General features: G+C 46.9%; 10 protein-coding genes. 2 read left to right on the plus strand and 8 right to left on the minus strand.

The genetic code is table 11. The features are described from left to right. Positions 1 to 22 precede the first annotated feature (22 nt). From AC5ZC7_RS18050 to AC5ZC7_RS18070, 5 genes are all read right to left on the minus strand, one after another. Positions 23 to 2,362: a PDZ domain-containing protein gene (locus tag AC5ZC7_RS18050; RefSeq protein WP_496157509.1), complete on the minus strand. Its 2,340-nt coding sequence runs from the start codon at positions 2,360 to 2,362 to the stop codon at positions 23 to 25. A 1-nt stretch (position 2,363) separates the two neighbouring features. Next, positions 2,364 to 3,800, minus strand: a complete 1,437-nt coding sequence (locus tag AC5ZC7_RS18055) for a RagB/SusD family nutrient uptake outer membrane protein (protein WP_496157508.1) — start codon at positions 3,798 to 3,800, stop codon at positions 2,364 to 2,366. Positions 3,801 to 3,818: 18 nt separating this feature from the next. Beyond that, entirely contained in the window at positions 3,819 to 7,136 is a 3,318-nt protein-coding gene (locus AC5ZC7_RS18060) for a SusC/RagA family TonB-linked outer membrane protein (protein ID WP_496157507.1), read from the minus strand. Positions 7,137 to 7,377: 241 nt separating this feature from the next. Beyond that, positions 7,378 to 8,565: a FecR domain-containing protein gene (locus tag AC5ZC7_RS18065; RefSeq protein WP_496157506.1), complete on the minus strand. Its 1,188-nt coding sequence runs from the start codon at positions 8,563 to 8,565 to the stop codon at positions 7,378 to 7,380. Positions 8,566 to 8,631: 66 nt separating this feature from the next. Continuing rightward, positions 8,632 to 9,207: an RNA polymerase sigma-70 factor gene (locus tag AC5ZC7_RS18070; RefSeq protein WP_496157505.1), complete on the minus strand. Its 576-nt coding sequence runs from the start codon at positions 9,205 to 9,207 to the stop codon at positions 8,632 to 8,634. Positions 9,208 to 9,467: 260 nt separating this feature from the next. Here AC5ZC7_RS18070 and AC5ZC7_RS18075 point away from each other — a divergent pair, with 260 nt between their 5' ends. Both AC5ZC7_RS18075 and AC5ZC7_RS18080 read left to right on the plus strand, forming a co-directional pair. Further along, positions 9,468 to 10,682, plus strand: a complete 1,215-nt coding sequence (locus AC5ZC7_RS18075) for a DUF4934 domain-containing protein (RefSeq protein WP_496157504.1) — start codon at positions 9,468 to 9,470, stop codon at positions 10,680 to 10,682. A gap of 377 nt (positions 10,683 to 11,059) precedes the next feature. Beyond that, complete coding sequence (locus AC5ZC7_RS18080; protein WP_496157503.1) at positions 11,060 to 12,193, plus strand: hypothetical protein; 1,134 nt, start codon at positions 11,060 to 11,062, stop codon at positions 12,191 to 12,193. Positions 12,194 to 12,216: 23 nt separating this feature from the next. Here AC5ZC7_RS18080 and AC5ZC7_RS18085 read toward each other — a convergent pair whose 3' ends face one another. From AC5ZC7_RS18085 to AC5ZC7_RS18095, 3 genes are all read right to left on the minus strand, one after another. After that, on the minus strand, positions 12,217 to 13,035 hold the full coding sequence (locus tag AC5ZC7_RS18085) for an HAD-IIA family hydrolase (protein WP_496157502.1): 819 nt from the start codon (positions 13,033 to 13,035) through the stop codon (positions 12,217 to 12,219). A gap of 184 nt (positions 13,036 to 13,219) precedes the next feature. Beyond that, entirely contained in the window at positions 13,220 to 14,761 is a 1,542-nt protein-coding gene (locus AC5ZC7_RS18090; protein WP_496157501.1) for a DHA2 family efflux MFS transporter permease subunit, read from the minus strand. A gap of 96 nt (positions 14,762 to 14,857) precedes the next feature. Beyond that, positions 14,858 to 16,102 (minus strand): FecR domain-containing protein, encoded by a 1,245-nt coding sequence (locus tag AC5ZC7_RS18095; protein ID WP_496157500.1) that lies wholly within the window; start codon positions 16,100 to 16,102, stop codon positions 14,858 to 14,860. Between the last annotated feature and the right edge of the window lie 182 nt (positions 16,103 to 16,284).

Consider the following 16,284-nt stretch of genomic DNA (forward strand, 5'->3'; position numbering starts at 1 on the left):
CTATTGATAATTATTTGTTGGCTTAGTTCACCTGGAGCATGCATTCTTTTACCTGTTGACTACGCATTACCTTCACCGGAATTTTCCCTTTCCAGGCAGCTGCTTTCACAATATCCTGCAGGTCTCCCACTGCTTTTACGGGTTTACCGTCTGCCATAATGATCACGTCTTTTGGTTTTATACCGGAAGATGACATCGCGGTGTTGTCACCGATGCTCAACACCAGCACCCCCGATTCATCTGCCAGGCCATAGGCGGAGCGTTCACCCAATCCTTCAATGGATTTGAGTTGACCACCGAGCAGGTCCAGCCGGGTGATTTTCTTTTCCGCTAAACTCAGGTTTAAAAACGCTGGAATTTCCGGTTGCAGGGCTATTTGCCGCAGCGCTGGTTTCATTACTCCAAAGCTGTCCATGGGAATATTCTTAAATCCAATCTGCAGCGCAGGTGAGGTAGGTGCTACCCGGTAGTTACCTGCCGCGGCATCTGCAAATTGTGGATCCCCTATGATACTATGCGCATCTGTTCCCTGTAATCGCGCTTCCTGTAATGCAGCTGCATCAGGGAACAGGTTATCATCTACTTCTTTGCCCCAGTCTTTGATCTCTATGGGAGCATACTTACGGGTAACAATATTATGCGCGAACACGTCTCCGCTGTTTTTAAACCATACATGCGGGTGGAAGGAATTGTTGATCATAATATTATTCTCTACGATACGCTGAAATCCTTCCCGGAGCTTTAATCCGCCGTTTAAACATACGTTATTGTAGATATGATAATGGGAGGAACCATCGTCGAGGTCTATGTCCCAGCCATGATCGCAGCGGAAGCGGTTGTTGCAGATAGTGGTGGTTTGCTGTGCATCCAGAAGTATTAACTCCGGATGTGCGGCCGCCAGGCTGTCCATGTAGGCCCGGTCCGGCGCCCAGTAACGGTCACGCCCCCACGAATTGAATGCACCATGGTCGCCGGTTTCCATCACGGTATTGAATACATCGTTGCAGGCCAGCAGGTGTCCGCCGAAACAGCCGTCGCCAATATTGATACCGGCACGGGGTGTATTGTAGATACTGTTATGGCTCACGGTAATGCCGGACGAAATGGTGATCTCTACGCCGGTGGCCTGCTTTTCTATTTCGCCTACGTGATGAATGAGGCTGTTGGTCACCACGCATGCCTGTGGATAGTTGTTAGTAGCCGGACCAGGCGTTTTGTCCAGTTTCGCATACGGGGTAAAGTCTTCATATTTGAAGTTTGGTGAACGCACTGCTTTCACATCTCCCACAAAACAAACCGCGCTGGCGCCCAGGTGATGCAGGTAACAACCGCTAATGGTATCATGATAGTTATAGTTACTCAGCATAATAGCGTTGCCTCCCAGGTCACTGAAAGCACAATCGGTAATGTGGCAGTTTTCTGTGCCATCCAGCAGCACGGCGCCTCCGCGATAGATGGTCCAGTCGCTCCGCAACAGGGGCTCACGGGTATCCATAAACGTACGTTCATTATGTATAAAATGCAGGCCGCGCAGGGTCACATTTTTCACCGGGGAGGTAGCAGATCCGCGCAATACAATACTATTCTTTAAATGTGCGGCTTCTATGCGTGCCTGTTGCAGTTGTACATCTCCCGCAGGATAATAATATAACTGGTGGGTGTTATTATCGAGGAACCATTCGCTGGGCACATCCAGTTCTTCCAGGTTGTTTTCCACGAAGCGATATTCCGGGTGCATGTTGTTAGGCCGGTTGTTCTGCCAGCCGCCTTCCAGGGCAAGGGTATCTTTTTTACCGGTGATCCGGTAATGAAAGCCGCCCCAGTCGTACGCGTGTAAGGCGTGTACATAGCCGTTTTCCGGGTGCTGCCACTTACCGGCGCGACTCAATGCATCTGCTGCGGTGCCATGAAATACTTTGGCGGTGGAATCATAGTTGGGATACCGCGCCAATACTTGCAGGCGGCCGTTTATAAATAGTCGTTCAAAGGTAACACCTGCCGGCACTGTGGCTACATAAATGCCATTTTTCCAGGGCTTCCAATCCAGTAATAATGAACGCCCTGCGCTGATGAATACTTCTTCCTGTTGCCAGGCGCTTATTTCCAGGCTTCTGCAGGCCATATTGGCGGCCTGCAGGGTAATGGGCTGATCCAGGTAATACGTACCGCCGTGCAGCCACACGGTTACGGGTTCATTCTTTTTCTTCGTGGCCAGCTCTACTGCCCGGCTCACTGTTTTCAAAGGCTTTGCGGCGGTACCGGGTTGCCGGTCGTTGCCGGTTACCGATACATGCAAAACGGTTTGCGCACCAGCCAATTGAGCGGTGAGCATAATGCAACAAAAGAAGAAGCTCTTTCTCATACTATTGATACTGCGGATTCTGTTTGATATTATTATTGGTAATTTCCTGTGTTGGTATCAGCCAGGTTTGGTTATAGGCGCCAATGGGCACACTCAGGGAAGTTGGTCTCGCGGCCTGAATACGCTGAAAGGTATTGGTGCGTTTCAGGTCAAACCAGGCATCTCCTTCGTTAGACAGTTCCCATTTACGTTCCATCAACACCGCATCGCGGAACTGCTCTTTGCTGAGATTTTTCAGATCCGGTACATCGATGGTACTGTTCTTATTTATCCGGGCGCGCCAGCGGATTTTATTGATATACTGATACGCCTGCGCGGGACCATTGGCTTCATTTTCTGCTTCTGCCGCCACCAGGTACATCTCTGCCAAACGCAGTATAGGAAAGGAATACGGCACTATGGCAGTAGACGGCCCAATGTTTTGATCAATGGTGGTGAGGTCTACGAATTTGGAAAAGAAGGCTGGTAGCATACCGCCTGCAGGGGAAGGATAATTCGTTTTGATTCCCCATGCTTTACGCTGGTCGCCGGGAGCATAGCTATTGATAAACCAGGTAGCCGGGAGCAAAATCGGCACATAACCGGGCGCCGGGGAAGTTTGTCCGTGTAGAGGATTGCTCTGCCGGCCCGGAATATATTGTTTTTCCCAGATAGATTCACTGGTATAAGCTACATTATGAAATACATCGGCATAGTTATCTTTCAGGGTAAACTTGCCTGCGCCTATTACCGCCAGAGCTTTGTCTCTTGCCTTTACATAATTCTCTGTTTTGTTCAGCGGGTTGCCGGCCATGGTGAGGTATACTTTTGCCAGCAGCGCAGTGGCTACCAGTTTGTATACGCGACCCTGTTGTGGCGCTACGTCCGGCAAATTAGCTTCTGCATAAGTGAGGTCATTGAGTACCTGTGTGTATACGTCGGCCTGTGGCGTGCGTGGCAGCTGTACATCCTGGTAGTTGCTGGCCGCCTTTAACGGCAACGGCACATCTCCGAACATTTGTACGAGGTAGAAAAAAGCGTAGCCTCTGAGGAAGCGGGCTTCTGCTTCCAGCTGTGTTTTCTTTCCATCTGCCAAAGGCGCTGCCGGTAATTTCTCTAAAATGAAATTGGCATTCTTTACCATGGAAAACGGTATGCCCCAGGCATTACCGGAAGAATAGAAATTCGCTGATGGCTGATTTTGATAAATTGGCAACACCTGCTCCGCCGGTTGCGGGGTGCCATAGATATCAGAAAACATTTCATTCAGTTCTGTTACATTCAGCGGTAACCCGGCATAAGCGCCAACCACAGCCGATTCATAACTATCGGGATTCTTAAAATAAGTATCCGGGCTAATAGAAGAGCGCGGATTTTCTTCTAATGTTTTTTTACAGGCCGGCAACAGGAAGATAGCCGGGCATAATATGCAGACAAGTAATAATAAACCGTTTTTCATCTCTCAACATTTACAATGTTAAAAATTAACTTTAGCACCTACCGTAATAGATTTGGTAGAAGGATAGTTTCCCCTGTCCCAGCCATTCACTGTAGGAATTGCCCAGGATACTTCCGGATCGTAGCCGGAGTAGTTCGTCAGCGTTAACCAGTTTTGGGCACTTACGTACACGCGGATAGCGGCCACTTTTGCAAACGATAATTGTTTCGCATTAAAAGTATAGCCCAGCGTAATGTCGCGGAGACGCAGATAGGAGCCATCTTCCACCCATAAGCTATTGGCATAATCACGGATGGAGTTGCCACTGTTGGCAGAGGGTTTATCGATGGTAGTGCTGGTACCGGCACCTTTCCAACGGTTGTCGAATGCCGCTTGTGTAGGAGTCCATTTACCGTTCATGGTGATATTGTATTTGCGGAATTCGTTCACAATATCATTACCATAAGATCCTACGAAGAGCAGTGACAGATCAAAGTTTTTGTAAGAGAAACTATTGTTGAAGCCAAAAGTAAATGTAGGTTCCAGGTGGGAAATCACGGTGCGGTCATCCGCATCATTGACAGTGCCTTTTCCGTCCCAGTTTTTGAATTTGTAGTCACCGGCATGTTTGGAAGGTTCGCCATTAGCGATGGCTTCCTGGTCGGTTTGATATACGCCGGTAACGGTGTAGCCATACAGCTGCATCATAGATTGTCCGACGATGGTAGGGAACCAGTTACCACCGGCGCCAATTTCCTTGTAGGTAATTTCTTTGCCTTGTGCATCTTTACCCAGGTCCAGCACTTTGGTGCGGTTGCTGGTGAAAGTCAGCGCAGACTCCCATTTAAAAGGACCAATGAGGTTACGGGTGTTTACCTGGAATTCAAAGCCTTTGTTATTGATGACGCCCACGTTTTGTATCACATTGTTATAACCGCTGGAAGAAGGCAGGCTTACAGACAACAGCAGGTCGCTGGTACGTTTGTTATAATAGTCGGCCGTAATCATGACGCGATCCTTAAACAGGCTGAGATCGAAGCCGGCGTCAAACTGACGGGTGGTTTCCCATTTCAGGCCACTATTATCCAGTGAAGACGGTATGAAGCCGTTGTACTGCGTGTTGTTAAGTACAATGGTGGTAGCACTCATAGCGGCCAACGTCTGGTAAGGATCGATGGCCTGATTACCGGCGGCGCCATAACTCACCCGTAGCTTCAGGTTGGAAACATCGCGGCTGTTTTTCAGGAACTCTTCCTGTGACACGTTCCAGCTCAGCGCGGCAGAAGGAAAGAAGGCGAATTTATTGTTCTTTCCAAACTTGGAAGATCCATCGTACCTGCCCGTCACGGTAGCATAGTATTTTCCTTTGTAGTTGTAGTTGACCCTGCCCAGGTAAGAAACCAGCTTATAGTCGTTGTAATAGGTATTGGGTTGCGCAGGCACCACGGCTGCGCCCATGTTATTATTCTTATAGAGATCCGTGATAAAACCGGTAGCATCACCGCTTCTCAGGCCATCGATGGCTGTTTGCTGATAAGTGATCCCTCCTACTGCATCGATGGTATGTGCGCCGAAAGTTTTGTTGTAGCTCAGTGTATTTTCATTGATGAAAGTCAGGCTATTGCTATAATTCCTTCTGGCTACGCCGGAAATGGGATTACCATCTTTATCTGTACCGCGACCAATAGTAATGGTGCCCGGTGCGTAGTAATCTTCTTTCACATCATTTTTATCGATACCGGCAGAGAGTTTCAGCAGCAGGCCCGGAATAATTTTATAGTTCAGCGCTACATTGCCAATGATACGGGTACCGTTTGTTGGCTGGTACAATTCTTTGGAAATACCTACCGGGTTAGATTCTCCCCAGGGTACGCCGGTGAAACGGGTGTAGGAGCCATCGGGATTATATACCGGTTGTGTAGCCGGAATCACCATGGTAGTCCAGGGAACGCCACCGCCGCCTTCTGCGCCCTGGTACTGCGCCTGCGCATACCTGGATTGCTGCATGGACAGGTTAGACGTGATATTAAAATGATCAGTAATCGTTTGATCCAGGTTGGTCCTGAAAGAAATTCTTCTGAAAGACGAGTTCTCGATAATCCCATCCTGGTTAAAGTATCCGAAGGAAGTAAAATACTTCGTGGTTTCATTACCGCCGGAGATAGAGATGTTGTGATCCTGTACAGGTGCTTTACGATACACCAGGTTTTGCCAGTCGGTGCCTTTGCCTTTGAGCGAGTCTATCTGTGCGGCAGTCCATGGTAATGGCGCACCATCATTGGTGGCCACTTCATTTTGCAGGGTAGCAAAGTCGTGGGCATTGATCAAGTCCATTTTCTTCCGCAGCTGCTGTACGCCATAGTAGCCACTGTAGCTTACTTTGGCTTTACCTGTTTTACCACGTTTGGTGGTGATGAGGATAACGCCGTTAGCGCCGCGGGAACCGTAGATGGCGGTCGCAGAAGCATCTTTCAGCACTTCCAGTCGCTCTATATCATCGGGGTTTAGCTGGGAGGTTACATCGTCCAGTGGCAGTCCATCTACTACATATAGTGGGTTGCTGCTGGCGCCAATAGAGGTAGTGCCCCTGATTTTGATGCGCATAAACTCGCCGGGCTGACCGGAGGCCTGGTTTACCTGTACACCTGCCACGTGGCCCTGTAAGGCCTGTGATACGTTTGAAACCGCATTTACCTGGGTCAGTTCATCTGACGTAACCGAGGAAATAGCGCCGGTAATATCTGATTTCTTAGCGGTACCATATCCAACAATAACAATATCATTCAGGGAACTGGAAGATGCCTTTAAAATGATTTGCAGGTTGGTCAGGTCTTTATCGACCGTAATTTTCTGTTCATAGGTTGTATAGCCGATAAAAGTCACCCGCAGGGTATAACTGCCGGGGGCTACGCCGGTGATGTTAAAGGCTCCTCTGGCATCGGTCAGGGCGCCTTTGGCGCCGGGTAGCAGGGTTACGGTAGCATTTTCCACGGCTTGTCCTTTTTCATCGAGCACTTTACCGCTGATGGTTTGTGCGGCTACCACGGTGGTGGTGGATGATATCTTGCTTTCTTTGACGACAATAATTTTGTGCCTGATGTCGCAAGTAAATGGTTGGTCTTTGACAATGAGGCGGAGTGCATCTGCCAGTGGCATATTTTTAATATCCAATGCGATGGGGTGTGCTTTTTTCAGCAGGGCGGCATCGTATACAAAGGCGTATCCTGTTTGATCTTTGATGCGATCGAACAGCTGTTCCACGGGTACGGCGTTCCCTTTCAGGGTCACCGACTGGGAAAATGTTTTGGCACTTACCTGTAGTAGCGTTAATAAAAGTAGACTTGCAGTCAATTTCATAACCAGGAATATTTGTCTGGATCGCCTGATGGCGGACAGCGGAATTTTGATAATGGAGTGTCGTTCCATACTTTTGTATTGTTTGGATGTGCTAAATTTCAGTTAGTCAATGCGTGGCTGCGAAAGGGGCCATCCGAATATATGACCGGGAGTGTTGCAAGCGCTTCCGGTTTTTTATGCGGTGCCCATACAAAATGATTATGTTTTCATATGTGGCTGATATTTAAATGGTCAAGGATTACTATAATGTTTGCACCATAATTTTTCTGTTGACGACCTCGAAATGTACTTTGCCTGTGGCCTGCAGGGCATCCAGCAGTACGGCGATATCTTCTGTTTTGGGAATGATGCCGGAGAGTTTTACATTGTCTGTGCCTTCGCTATAGGTTACTTCCACATCATACCACCGGCATAGTTGCCGCATAATATCTTTGATACCGGCTTCGCGGAACCTGAATTCTCCATTTTTCCAGGCTAATATTTCTTTAAAATCTGCTATTCCCATTTTAAAGGCGGACTGTCCGTGATGCAGGCTGGCGCGTTGTCCGGGCCGGATCATGACACTATCGCGCCCATTGCTGGCGGCCACGGAGCCTTCCAGCAGGGAGGTGTTCACGGCATTTTCATCTTCATAGGCCATGATATTGAATTTGGTGCCTAACACTTTTACATTCATCTCCTCTTTACCGGAAGTTACTTTCACGATGAAAGGCACCTTTTTTCCCTGGTTGTTGAGAAATGGTTTCACTTCAAAGTATCCTTCTCCATTCAGTGTTACTTCGCGGTTGTTACCGGTAAAAGTGGTGGGGAATCGTAAGGTGGAAGCGGCGTTGAGCCATACTTCCGTGCCGTCGGGCAGGGTTACCTGGTATTGGCCGCCGCGGGGGGTGCGAATGGTGTTATAGGCTACCGTTGCAGCCGCGTCGCTGGTGGCTTTGTAAGCCAGGGCGCCATTGTTCAGTTTAATTACCTGGGTACCTCCCTGTTGGCTGAGCATCCCGTTGCCGGCATTATCCAGCAGGATGCTGTCGCCGTTAGCCAGCAACAGAACGGCATGGTTGCCGCCGGGAACAATATGATTGTGGCGGGTGGCAGCTATGGTGGTGGTGTGGTTAGCGGGTGTTTGTTTCCGGGAGAAGAAAAACAGCCAGGTACTACCTGCCAGCCCGATTAACAAGCCGATGCCAGCGGCTATTCTTTTGGTATAAAAAGCAACAGAGCGGCCTTTCACCCGCAATTCGTTGCGTAACGTTTGCTGGAGCCGTTGCTGGATGCGATCGCGAATTTTCTCACGCAGGGCTTGTTCTTCTGCAGGAATTTCAATGCTTTCATCATCAAAGGCATAGTACCAGTTGTTGACCAATTGTTGTTCTTCCTCGCTGGCTTTGCCCGCCAGGTAATTATCGATGGCTTGTTGTAGATCCTGCATAAATGCCCGTTATACTATATAAGTGAGCCGGGCGAAAAAAAATACCTATGCGTTGGAAAAAAAATTTTAGAAAAGAAAGGTAAAGCAGGAGTGAATCAAGTGTTTCATCTTATGGCGCAGGTGTGTGATGGCTTTATTCAGCTGGTTGTCCACGGTTTTGTGGCTGATTCCCATTACTTCGGCTATTTCACGGGAACTCATCCCGTTTTGCCGGCTGTAGCGGAAAACGACCCGGCACTTCTCCGGGAGATTATTTACTTCGTCATGTACCAACTGTAAGATGTGCCGGTAGTGGAGCTGGTCTTCCATATCGCCTTCATAAAGATCAGGATGTTCCAGGGTTTCCTGGTATTTGCTACCGTAAGCTTTCTTCCTGAAATGTGCGATGGTCATATATTTTACGGCAGCAGCCAGGTAATGTCGGAGGGAATCTGCTGCCAGTTTTTTCCGGTTACGCCAGATGCTGGCAAATACATCATGTACGATATCCTCTGCTGCCGGCAAGTCTTTTAAACGGTTAAAAGCCAGGCCCAGCAACATTTCCCAATAACGGTCGTATAAAGCAGTAAAGGCCGCTTCATTATCGTCCGCCATGAGCAATATCAGTTCCTCATCACTGAGTGGATGCACTCCCCTTGACATACAGCTATATTATTCATCAAAAAAACGTGGCATTGCGCAACCTCCTCCTGGTATGTTGAGCAGGTGTATGATTGGCTCTCTATTGGAAATATAAAGATAAACTCCGCATTCACGGCGGGAAAACGCGTAGTTGCGAAAAAAATATTGATAAAAAAGAAAATTATATCGGCTTGACTGGCCAACAGTTAGCTGCTTAGCTTATCAAGGGTAAGGGAGACGTTTATTTACTTATCTTAAAGCCCGCAATATCTAACTCCATTATGCACCTGAAATACTTCGTTTACGCCACTGCTCTTTTCTTTACCGTAGGTATCCACGCACAGGAAGTGACCAGGCTCCGTATTGATCCGGCTACTGCAATGGGTGGCCCGGCTTCTTCCCTGATAGCAGACATTTCATTTATCCCCCTGGAGTCAACGCCTGAAAGTGTTGTTGGCATGATTCAACGGCTGGAAGTTACTCCGCAATATTATATTATACTTGACTATTCCACCAACGCCGTTTTCATTTTTGACAAAAACGGAAAGTATCATGCAAAGATTAAGGGACGGGCAATAAGTACCGCCAATAACTTTGTTTTATATAGTTTTTGGTATGATAAAGACCGTCAACTAATTTGTATCCCCTCCCGGAATCAAACGGTTTATTTTAATACCGATGGTCAGCTCGTCAAAAAAGTAAAAGCCACTCCCTACGACTACCAAAAGAAATATTTAGGTGAAGGAAAAACCGTGGGTACCTCCTATGGGGCCAATAAACGTAACAAGGACTCCCTGGCTTACCAGGTGGTGGTGATGGACAACGAGAAAATTATACAACAGCACCTCCCCTATAACTTTCAATCTGCCAATATCCCCAGTAGCGATTTGCTGTATAGCACGCAGATACCCTTTTATCCACGAAACGACAGCAGCGTGTTTTATGTTCGTCCGTACGACTTCAATATCTACCAGCTTAGTGCACATTCTTTCTACCCGGTGTACCGGTTTGTATTTCCGATGGCCAATACGCTTCCCGGCGATTTCCTTACTGACACTACTATTTATGACAAGCGTATCCACTACCTGGAAAACAACCGGCAACTTTACCATGTATTGGATAATATTGCCCAGATAGGTGACAACCTTTTTTTCCGGCCAACCGGTTACGGTAGTAGGGCAGGTGGTTATATTTATAATCTTAAATCCGGACGTTTAATCGGCATCGATAAAATTACACCGGATGAACGCACGCACTTTCTTTTCTTAACAGATAACCTGGCAGGTGGGTCTGAATTTTCCAACTACGGTTTCCTCGCGCAAGAAGGAGATACCCTTTATACCAACTGCTCCTCGCTGACTTTGTTCCAGCAAAAGGACGCCCACGCAGACAAGCATCCGGTGTATCCGCCGGCACTGGTGAAATATTTTGAAAATCCTAAAAATAAAAGAGGTAACCCGGTGATTATTAAAGTGAAATTTGCGGATAAATTTTAGCTGCGATTTATAAAATAGCTTTTCAAGAAAAAATTCCATCGATGAAAATGAAAACAATTTTTCTTTTGATGATTTCGACAAAAACTTCCGGTTAACAGCTATACATCTTGAAGAAGTCAGCATGGAGTCAATTACCTGTGAATTGAGCTTTGAATCAGACCTTATCGAAGACTATTATTTTGTAGCTGTATATGAAGACCGGATACTAAAAGAGCTGGTGGTGGTAGAATAAACGTCATCCGGCTTTAACCTGACAAAGAGCAGGTAATCCACTTTTACATATATTTGCACTCCTGTAGCGACCTTTGTTTCAAATGAAAGTTTATACCTTATCCCGATCCAGGAAATATTCCATTATTATTCTCCAACTGCTCTTTATGGCGGTTACGCTTGGATCATTAGCCCGGTGGCTGATTTTCAGCTATGATGTCCAAACCGCTTACTGGGCGTTTCCGCTGGCGTTACTCCTGACTGGTTTGTGTTTATGGCAAATCCAGGAAGCGCGCATCTCCCAATTGGTTATAGGTCCGGATTTTATTAGGGAAGATAGCGCGACAGGCTCCAAAGAACTGCTCTTTCAGGAAATAGAAGGAATTCAATGCGAAGGGTTCTATTTATTATTGATTCCATTTTCCGCAGATAGAAAAAAGATAAAAATATCCATCCACCTGTCAGGCTACCTTGAACTTACTGAATGGCTATATGAACGCTTTACTGATCTTGATTTACAAAGAGAAGAAGCAGCAGAACAGGAGAGAATAGACAAAATACGCTACGGAATAGAAAAAGAGCATACTGCTGCTGACCATAGAAGAATAGCAATTATAACATGGATATTTAACCCTATCGCTATCTTAGCGGCAATTACTCTGATTTTCTTTCGTAAGCACCCATTGGATTTGTATGCGTTGACCATTAATATCGTTATGCCCTGGCTAGTTTTAGCAGCTATACACTATTATAAAGATTTTATTACTATGGAGTCCGCGGGAATCTCCTTAAAGTTAGAATGGGCTTTAATAACCCCTTCTTTTTCCTTATCTATTTTTGCGCTTGGATCTATCAATATATTAGACTACAAACTTGTCTGGACGCCCTTTTGGGTGGCTGCACTTGTTATCGGATTGCTGTTTTGTACAGTAATCATGCCTACTATAAGGGCATACAAAAAAAGCGAGGTAATGAAGTTTATTGCTGGTCATTTATTTATACTCCTGATGTATAGCTATGGCGCACTGATTACCATAAATTCTTGCTTTGACAATAGTATTCCCTTATTGTATCAAAGCCAGGTAACAGGCAAAAAAATCACCGGTAGCAAGGGGAAAAGTTATTTGTTGCAAATAGCCCCAGGAGGACCTGTAACCAAAACATTAGAAGTAAATGTAAAGAAGAAAGAATACGATGAAATATCAATCAGTGATACTGTAACGATTTCTCTTAAAAAAGGCCTGCTCAATATTCCCTGGTATACCTCCCGTCAAAACAATAAAACAGCAACCTCACGTTAATCGCAAGGTTGCTACTTATCAATTTAATACGCTACTTCCATCAAAACCGGTTCTCCCATTACTTTCATAAACAGTTGTTCATTCAGTAAATCTTTGATAGACTTCACAATGAAATCAGGAGAGTAACCAAAATGTGCGAGGTCTTCTTCATTGGTAACACCGGTTAAAGTAAGTATGGTCGTGAATCCCATAGATCCTGCACCTAAAATATCTGTTCCCATGGTATCGCCAATCATCACCGTTTCATCGGTGGTGAGGCCGAGTGTTTTCCGGGCCATCCGCATCATCACCGGGCTGGGTTTGCCTACGCTGAATGCTTTGATACCACTGGCAGATTCCAGCATCGCTACCAGTGCGCCGCAGCCCGCGCGGTACTTACCATCACCAATCGGGCAATTGGGATCGAGATTGGTAGCAATTAATTTGGCGCCCTTCATGATCATATTAATGGCTTTGTCTACTGATTCCAGCATGATGGTTCTGCCTTCTCCGATAATAACATAATCCGGCTGATCATCTACAATAGAATAACCGGCATTGTGTAATTCCGTCAGCAAGCCACCTTCGCCAATAACATACGCAGTCCCATTTTCTTTCTTAGAGGCGAGGTACCTGGCAGTAGCCATGGCACAGGTGAAGATATCTTCATCATTTACCTTAAAGCCCATCTTATTCAGCTTATAGCAAACATCTCTGCTGGTTCTCTGGCTATTGTTGGTCAAAAAAAGGAAGGGAATGCCTTTCTCCCTTAAACCATTAATAAAATCTACTGCGCCTGGGATAGGTTCACTTCCCTTGTAGATTACACCGTCCATGTCGATAAGAAATCCCTTTTTTTTCATAGCAATTCGATGTTGATGACTTTATATGTTGAACAATAAAAAACAACAATCATAAAAACTATGGAATGGATAAAGGCGGGAAGCTGCGTAGATGCAGCGGTGTATGAAGTATTCTTAGTTGGTTGCGGCTTAAAGATAGTAATAAATTCCGGGAATAGAAATTTTTTAAAAATGGTTTTCCGTTTTATGCATCTCCTGCTTTGACAGATTTAATAAACAACAATGCCATCAATCCACCCAGGAAACCCAGGCCCGCAGATAAACGCATGATTTTTCCGTAGGTATGAATAAAACCTTCGCGGTACACTTTTATTACGGCTGTCCGTTGTGTAGTATCCAATTGTGGAGGTGGCGCCGCGTCTCCCAGGTTCACGGCCTGTGCTACCACGGCATTTTTTTGCTGCTGATTCCACGGCACCTCCTGTATATCTTTTTGTATGGCGGTAGCAAAAAACAATACGGCCAGCGCACCAAAAACAGCATTGGCAAATACTCCGGCAATACGCGTAATGGCATTATTTACGCCCGATGCTGTACCTGATAAATGGCTACTCACCGCCCCCATCACCGTAGCCGTGAGTGGCGCCACGGTTAATGACATGCCCAACCCCAATACCAAAATACCCGGGAAAAAGGTGGTCCAATAATCAACAGCGCCACGCGTTTGTGTGACCAATGATAACAGCAACAACCCCACGCCTGCCAGGCTGGGACCTATGATCAGGAATAAACGCGGACCATGCTTATCGGCCAGGCTGCCCGCAAACCGGGCAATGGTAATCATCAATACGGTAAACGGCAGAAATGTAAGCCCCGACTCCAACTGGCTGTATCCCTGCACCTGCACCATGTTCAGCGAGAGAAACAACATCCCTACTCCCAATCCGCCGTAGAGAAAAAAAGTAAGAAGATTAGCGCCCGTGAAAGTTAAGTTAGCAAACAGGTTTAACGGCAGCATGGGATCGTTACTTTTATACTCCACCAGTACAAAAGCCACGAGCAATACGATCCCGGCAATAACTGTACTGTATACTTTCACATCCCCCCAACCTGCTGACGGCATCCGCAGGAAACCAAACGTCAGCAAGGCCAGCCCCAACGCAATCAGCACTGCGCCCGGAAAATCAAGTCCTTTCTGCGTATCCGCTTCCCTGCTTTCTGCTACTTTCCACGCCAGCAGTACCAATACCACTATCCCAATAGGTACATTAATGAAAAAAATGTAACGCCATAATCCTGCATCTGCCAATGCACCACCCAGCACCGGTCCGCCAAGGGTAACCAGTGTGGTAGCGGCCGACCAGGTACCGATGGCCTTCCCTCGCTCCTTTTCATGGATACCGGAAGATATCAGTGATAAGCTGCCCGGTATCATCAACGCTCCGCCAATACCTTGTATCATCCGGAAAATAATCAGCATGGTAGCACTGCCCGCCAACCCGCAGATAGCAGATCCGCCGATAAAAATAAAAATCCCGATCATGAATACCTTCTTACGTCCCAACCGGTCGCCCAGTGTACCGCCTATCAGTATCAGCGAGGCCAGCATCAACAAATATGCATTCAATACCCAAAACAAATCTGCCCCGGAAGCATTTAAATTCCGTTGCAGCGCAGGCAATACAACATTCAATGCCGTACCGTCAATAAAAGCCATGGCAGAGGCTAATATGGTGGTGACCATAATCCAGGTACCTGCGGCGCTGCGGAGTGATACTGTTGTCATATGTTGGGAGAGATAAGAATAACAAGTTAACATTCATCGCTGCAAAATGTTCCCTCCCACTATTACTATTAAAATTTTGTTAGCTGATCATCACATTTAAGGTGTTACCACCACCATTTTTCCGTTCACCCGGAAGTGCACCCAGCCGGTAGATTCCAACACTTTCAGCACATCCATCAACGGCATATTGCGGGGGATTTTACCTACAAATTGCTGGGTAATCGTTCCTTCGTATTGAATATCTACATCATACCAGCGGGATATTTCCCGCATAATATCCGTGATGTGGGCGTCTTCCAGGTAAAAAAGCCCATTTTTCCAGGCCAGCACCGCATCCAGGTCCGCAGGCTGTACGGCTATCTGCTGGCTGTTTTCCCGTTGGGAAGCCTGCTGACCAGGCGTCAGTAATATTTGTTGCTCTGTGTTGGCAACACTTACTTTTCCCTGTACCAATGTGGTTTTGCGGACAGGTTCCCCCGTATAGGCTTTTATATTGAAAGCGGTACCCAGTACATCGATATGCAGGGCATCCGGACCGGTTACGTTCACCCGGAAATGTTTTGCGGCATCAGGGGCCACTTCGAAGTAAGCTTCTCCCGACAACTCCACCTCCCGGTCCTTACCGGTAAAGGTAGTAGGATAACGTAAGGAGGAAGCGGCGTTCAACCATACTTTGGTACCATCCGGCAATACTACCTGGTATTCACCGCCTCTGGGTGTAGTAATACGGTTATAGGTAATGTTACCGCTACGCTGTTGCCGCGTAGCTTCGTAACTCAGGGAACCGGCGGCATCTTTTCGCACCAGTGCATCGCCCTGACGGGTCAGTGTTCCGGTTTTGGCGCTATCCAGTACTACCACGCTGCCGTCTGATAATTCGAGCGTGGCTTTATTGCCTCCCGGCAAGGCGTTACTCTTGTAACGCGCTGCCAACGGGAGTTCCGTGGAATTTATAGTATATTGGTGGTGAATGAACCAGGCAATACCTGCCCCCATCACCACCAAAACAGCTGCAGCCGCGGCAACCCGGCGAATCCATCTTAAACGAACGGCGGAAGGAGCAACAGGCTGCTGCCCTGGATGGATCCGCTGCCACACATCGGCTAATGCAGCGTTTTGATCGATATGATAAAAACGTTGCAGGGCCGCTTCTACAGCGGCCCACGTTGTTTGCGTAATATAAAACTGCCGGTGTTCTTCCGGCTGCCGTTGTAACCATTGCTCCAGCTCCGCGGCTTCCGTATTGTTCAGCGTGCCCTGCAGCCTGCGAAATAACAGGTGCCCCATGCGCTGCATGGTATCCATTTGTTGCTGATCGTTTGGTGGTATTGATGCTGACAAGTGACGTTTATTTTTACACAAGGTACGGTGATCAGGTACTTTTCTCACTCCATCTTCTTCACCAATTCCTGACTACTACTAAAACACGCTGCCCCTTCCAATGAACTAGTGTATCAATAAAATAAATTCCGCCGGCATTTTTTTAAATAATTTCCCAATTATTTTTTAGTTTAGCCCGTTAG

This window comes from Chitinophaga sp. 9-1-y, assembly GCF_059511905.2.

Bases quoted from the DNA above. Each gene is read 5' to 3' on its own strand.
- AC5ZC7_RS18055 (WP_496157508.1), bottom strand. From the start codon at position 3,800: ATGAAAAACGGTTTATTATTACTTGTCTGCATATTATGCCCGGCTATC.
- AC5ZC7_RS18060 (WP_496157507.1), bottom strand. From the start codon at position 7,136: ATGAAATTGACTGCAAGTCTACTTTTATTAACGCTACTACAGGTAAGT.
- AC5ZC7_RS18075 (WP_496157504.1), top strand. From the start codon at position 9,468: ATGCACCTGAAATACTTCGTTTACGCCACTGCTCTTTTCTTTACCGTA.
- AC5ZC7_RS18085 (WP_496157502.1), bottom strand. From the start codon at position 13,035: ATGAAAAAAAAGGGATTTCTTATCGACATGGACGGTGTAATCTACAAG.
- AC5ZC7_RS18065 (WP_496157506.1), bottom strand. From the start codon at position 8,565: ATGCAGGATCTACAACAAGCCATCGATAATTACCTGGCGGGCAAAGCC.
- AC5ZC7_RS18090 (WP_496157501.1), bottom strand. From the start codon at position 14,761: ATGACAACAGTATCACTCCGCAGCGCCGCAGGTACCTGGATTATGGTC.
- AC5ZC7_RS18050 (WP_496157509.1), bottom strand. From the start codon at position 2,362: ATGAGAAAGAGCTTCTTCTTTTGTTGCATTATGCTCACCGCTCAATTG.
- AC5ZC7_RS18070 (WP_496157505.1), bottom strand. From the start codon at position 9,207: ATGTCAAGGGGAGTGCATCCACTCAGTGATGAGGAACTGATATTGCTC.
- AC5ZC7_RS18080 (WP_496157503.1), top strand. From the start codon at position 11,060: ATGGCGGTTACGCTTGGATCATTAGCCCGGTGGCTGATTTTCAGCTAT.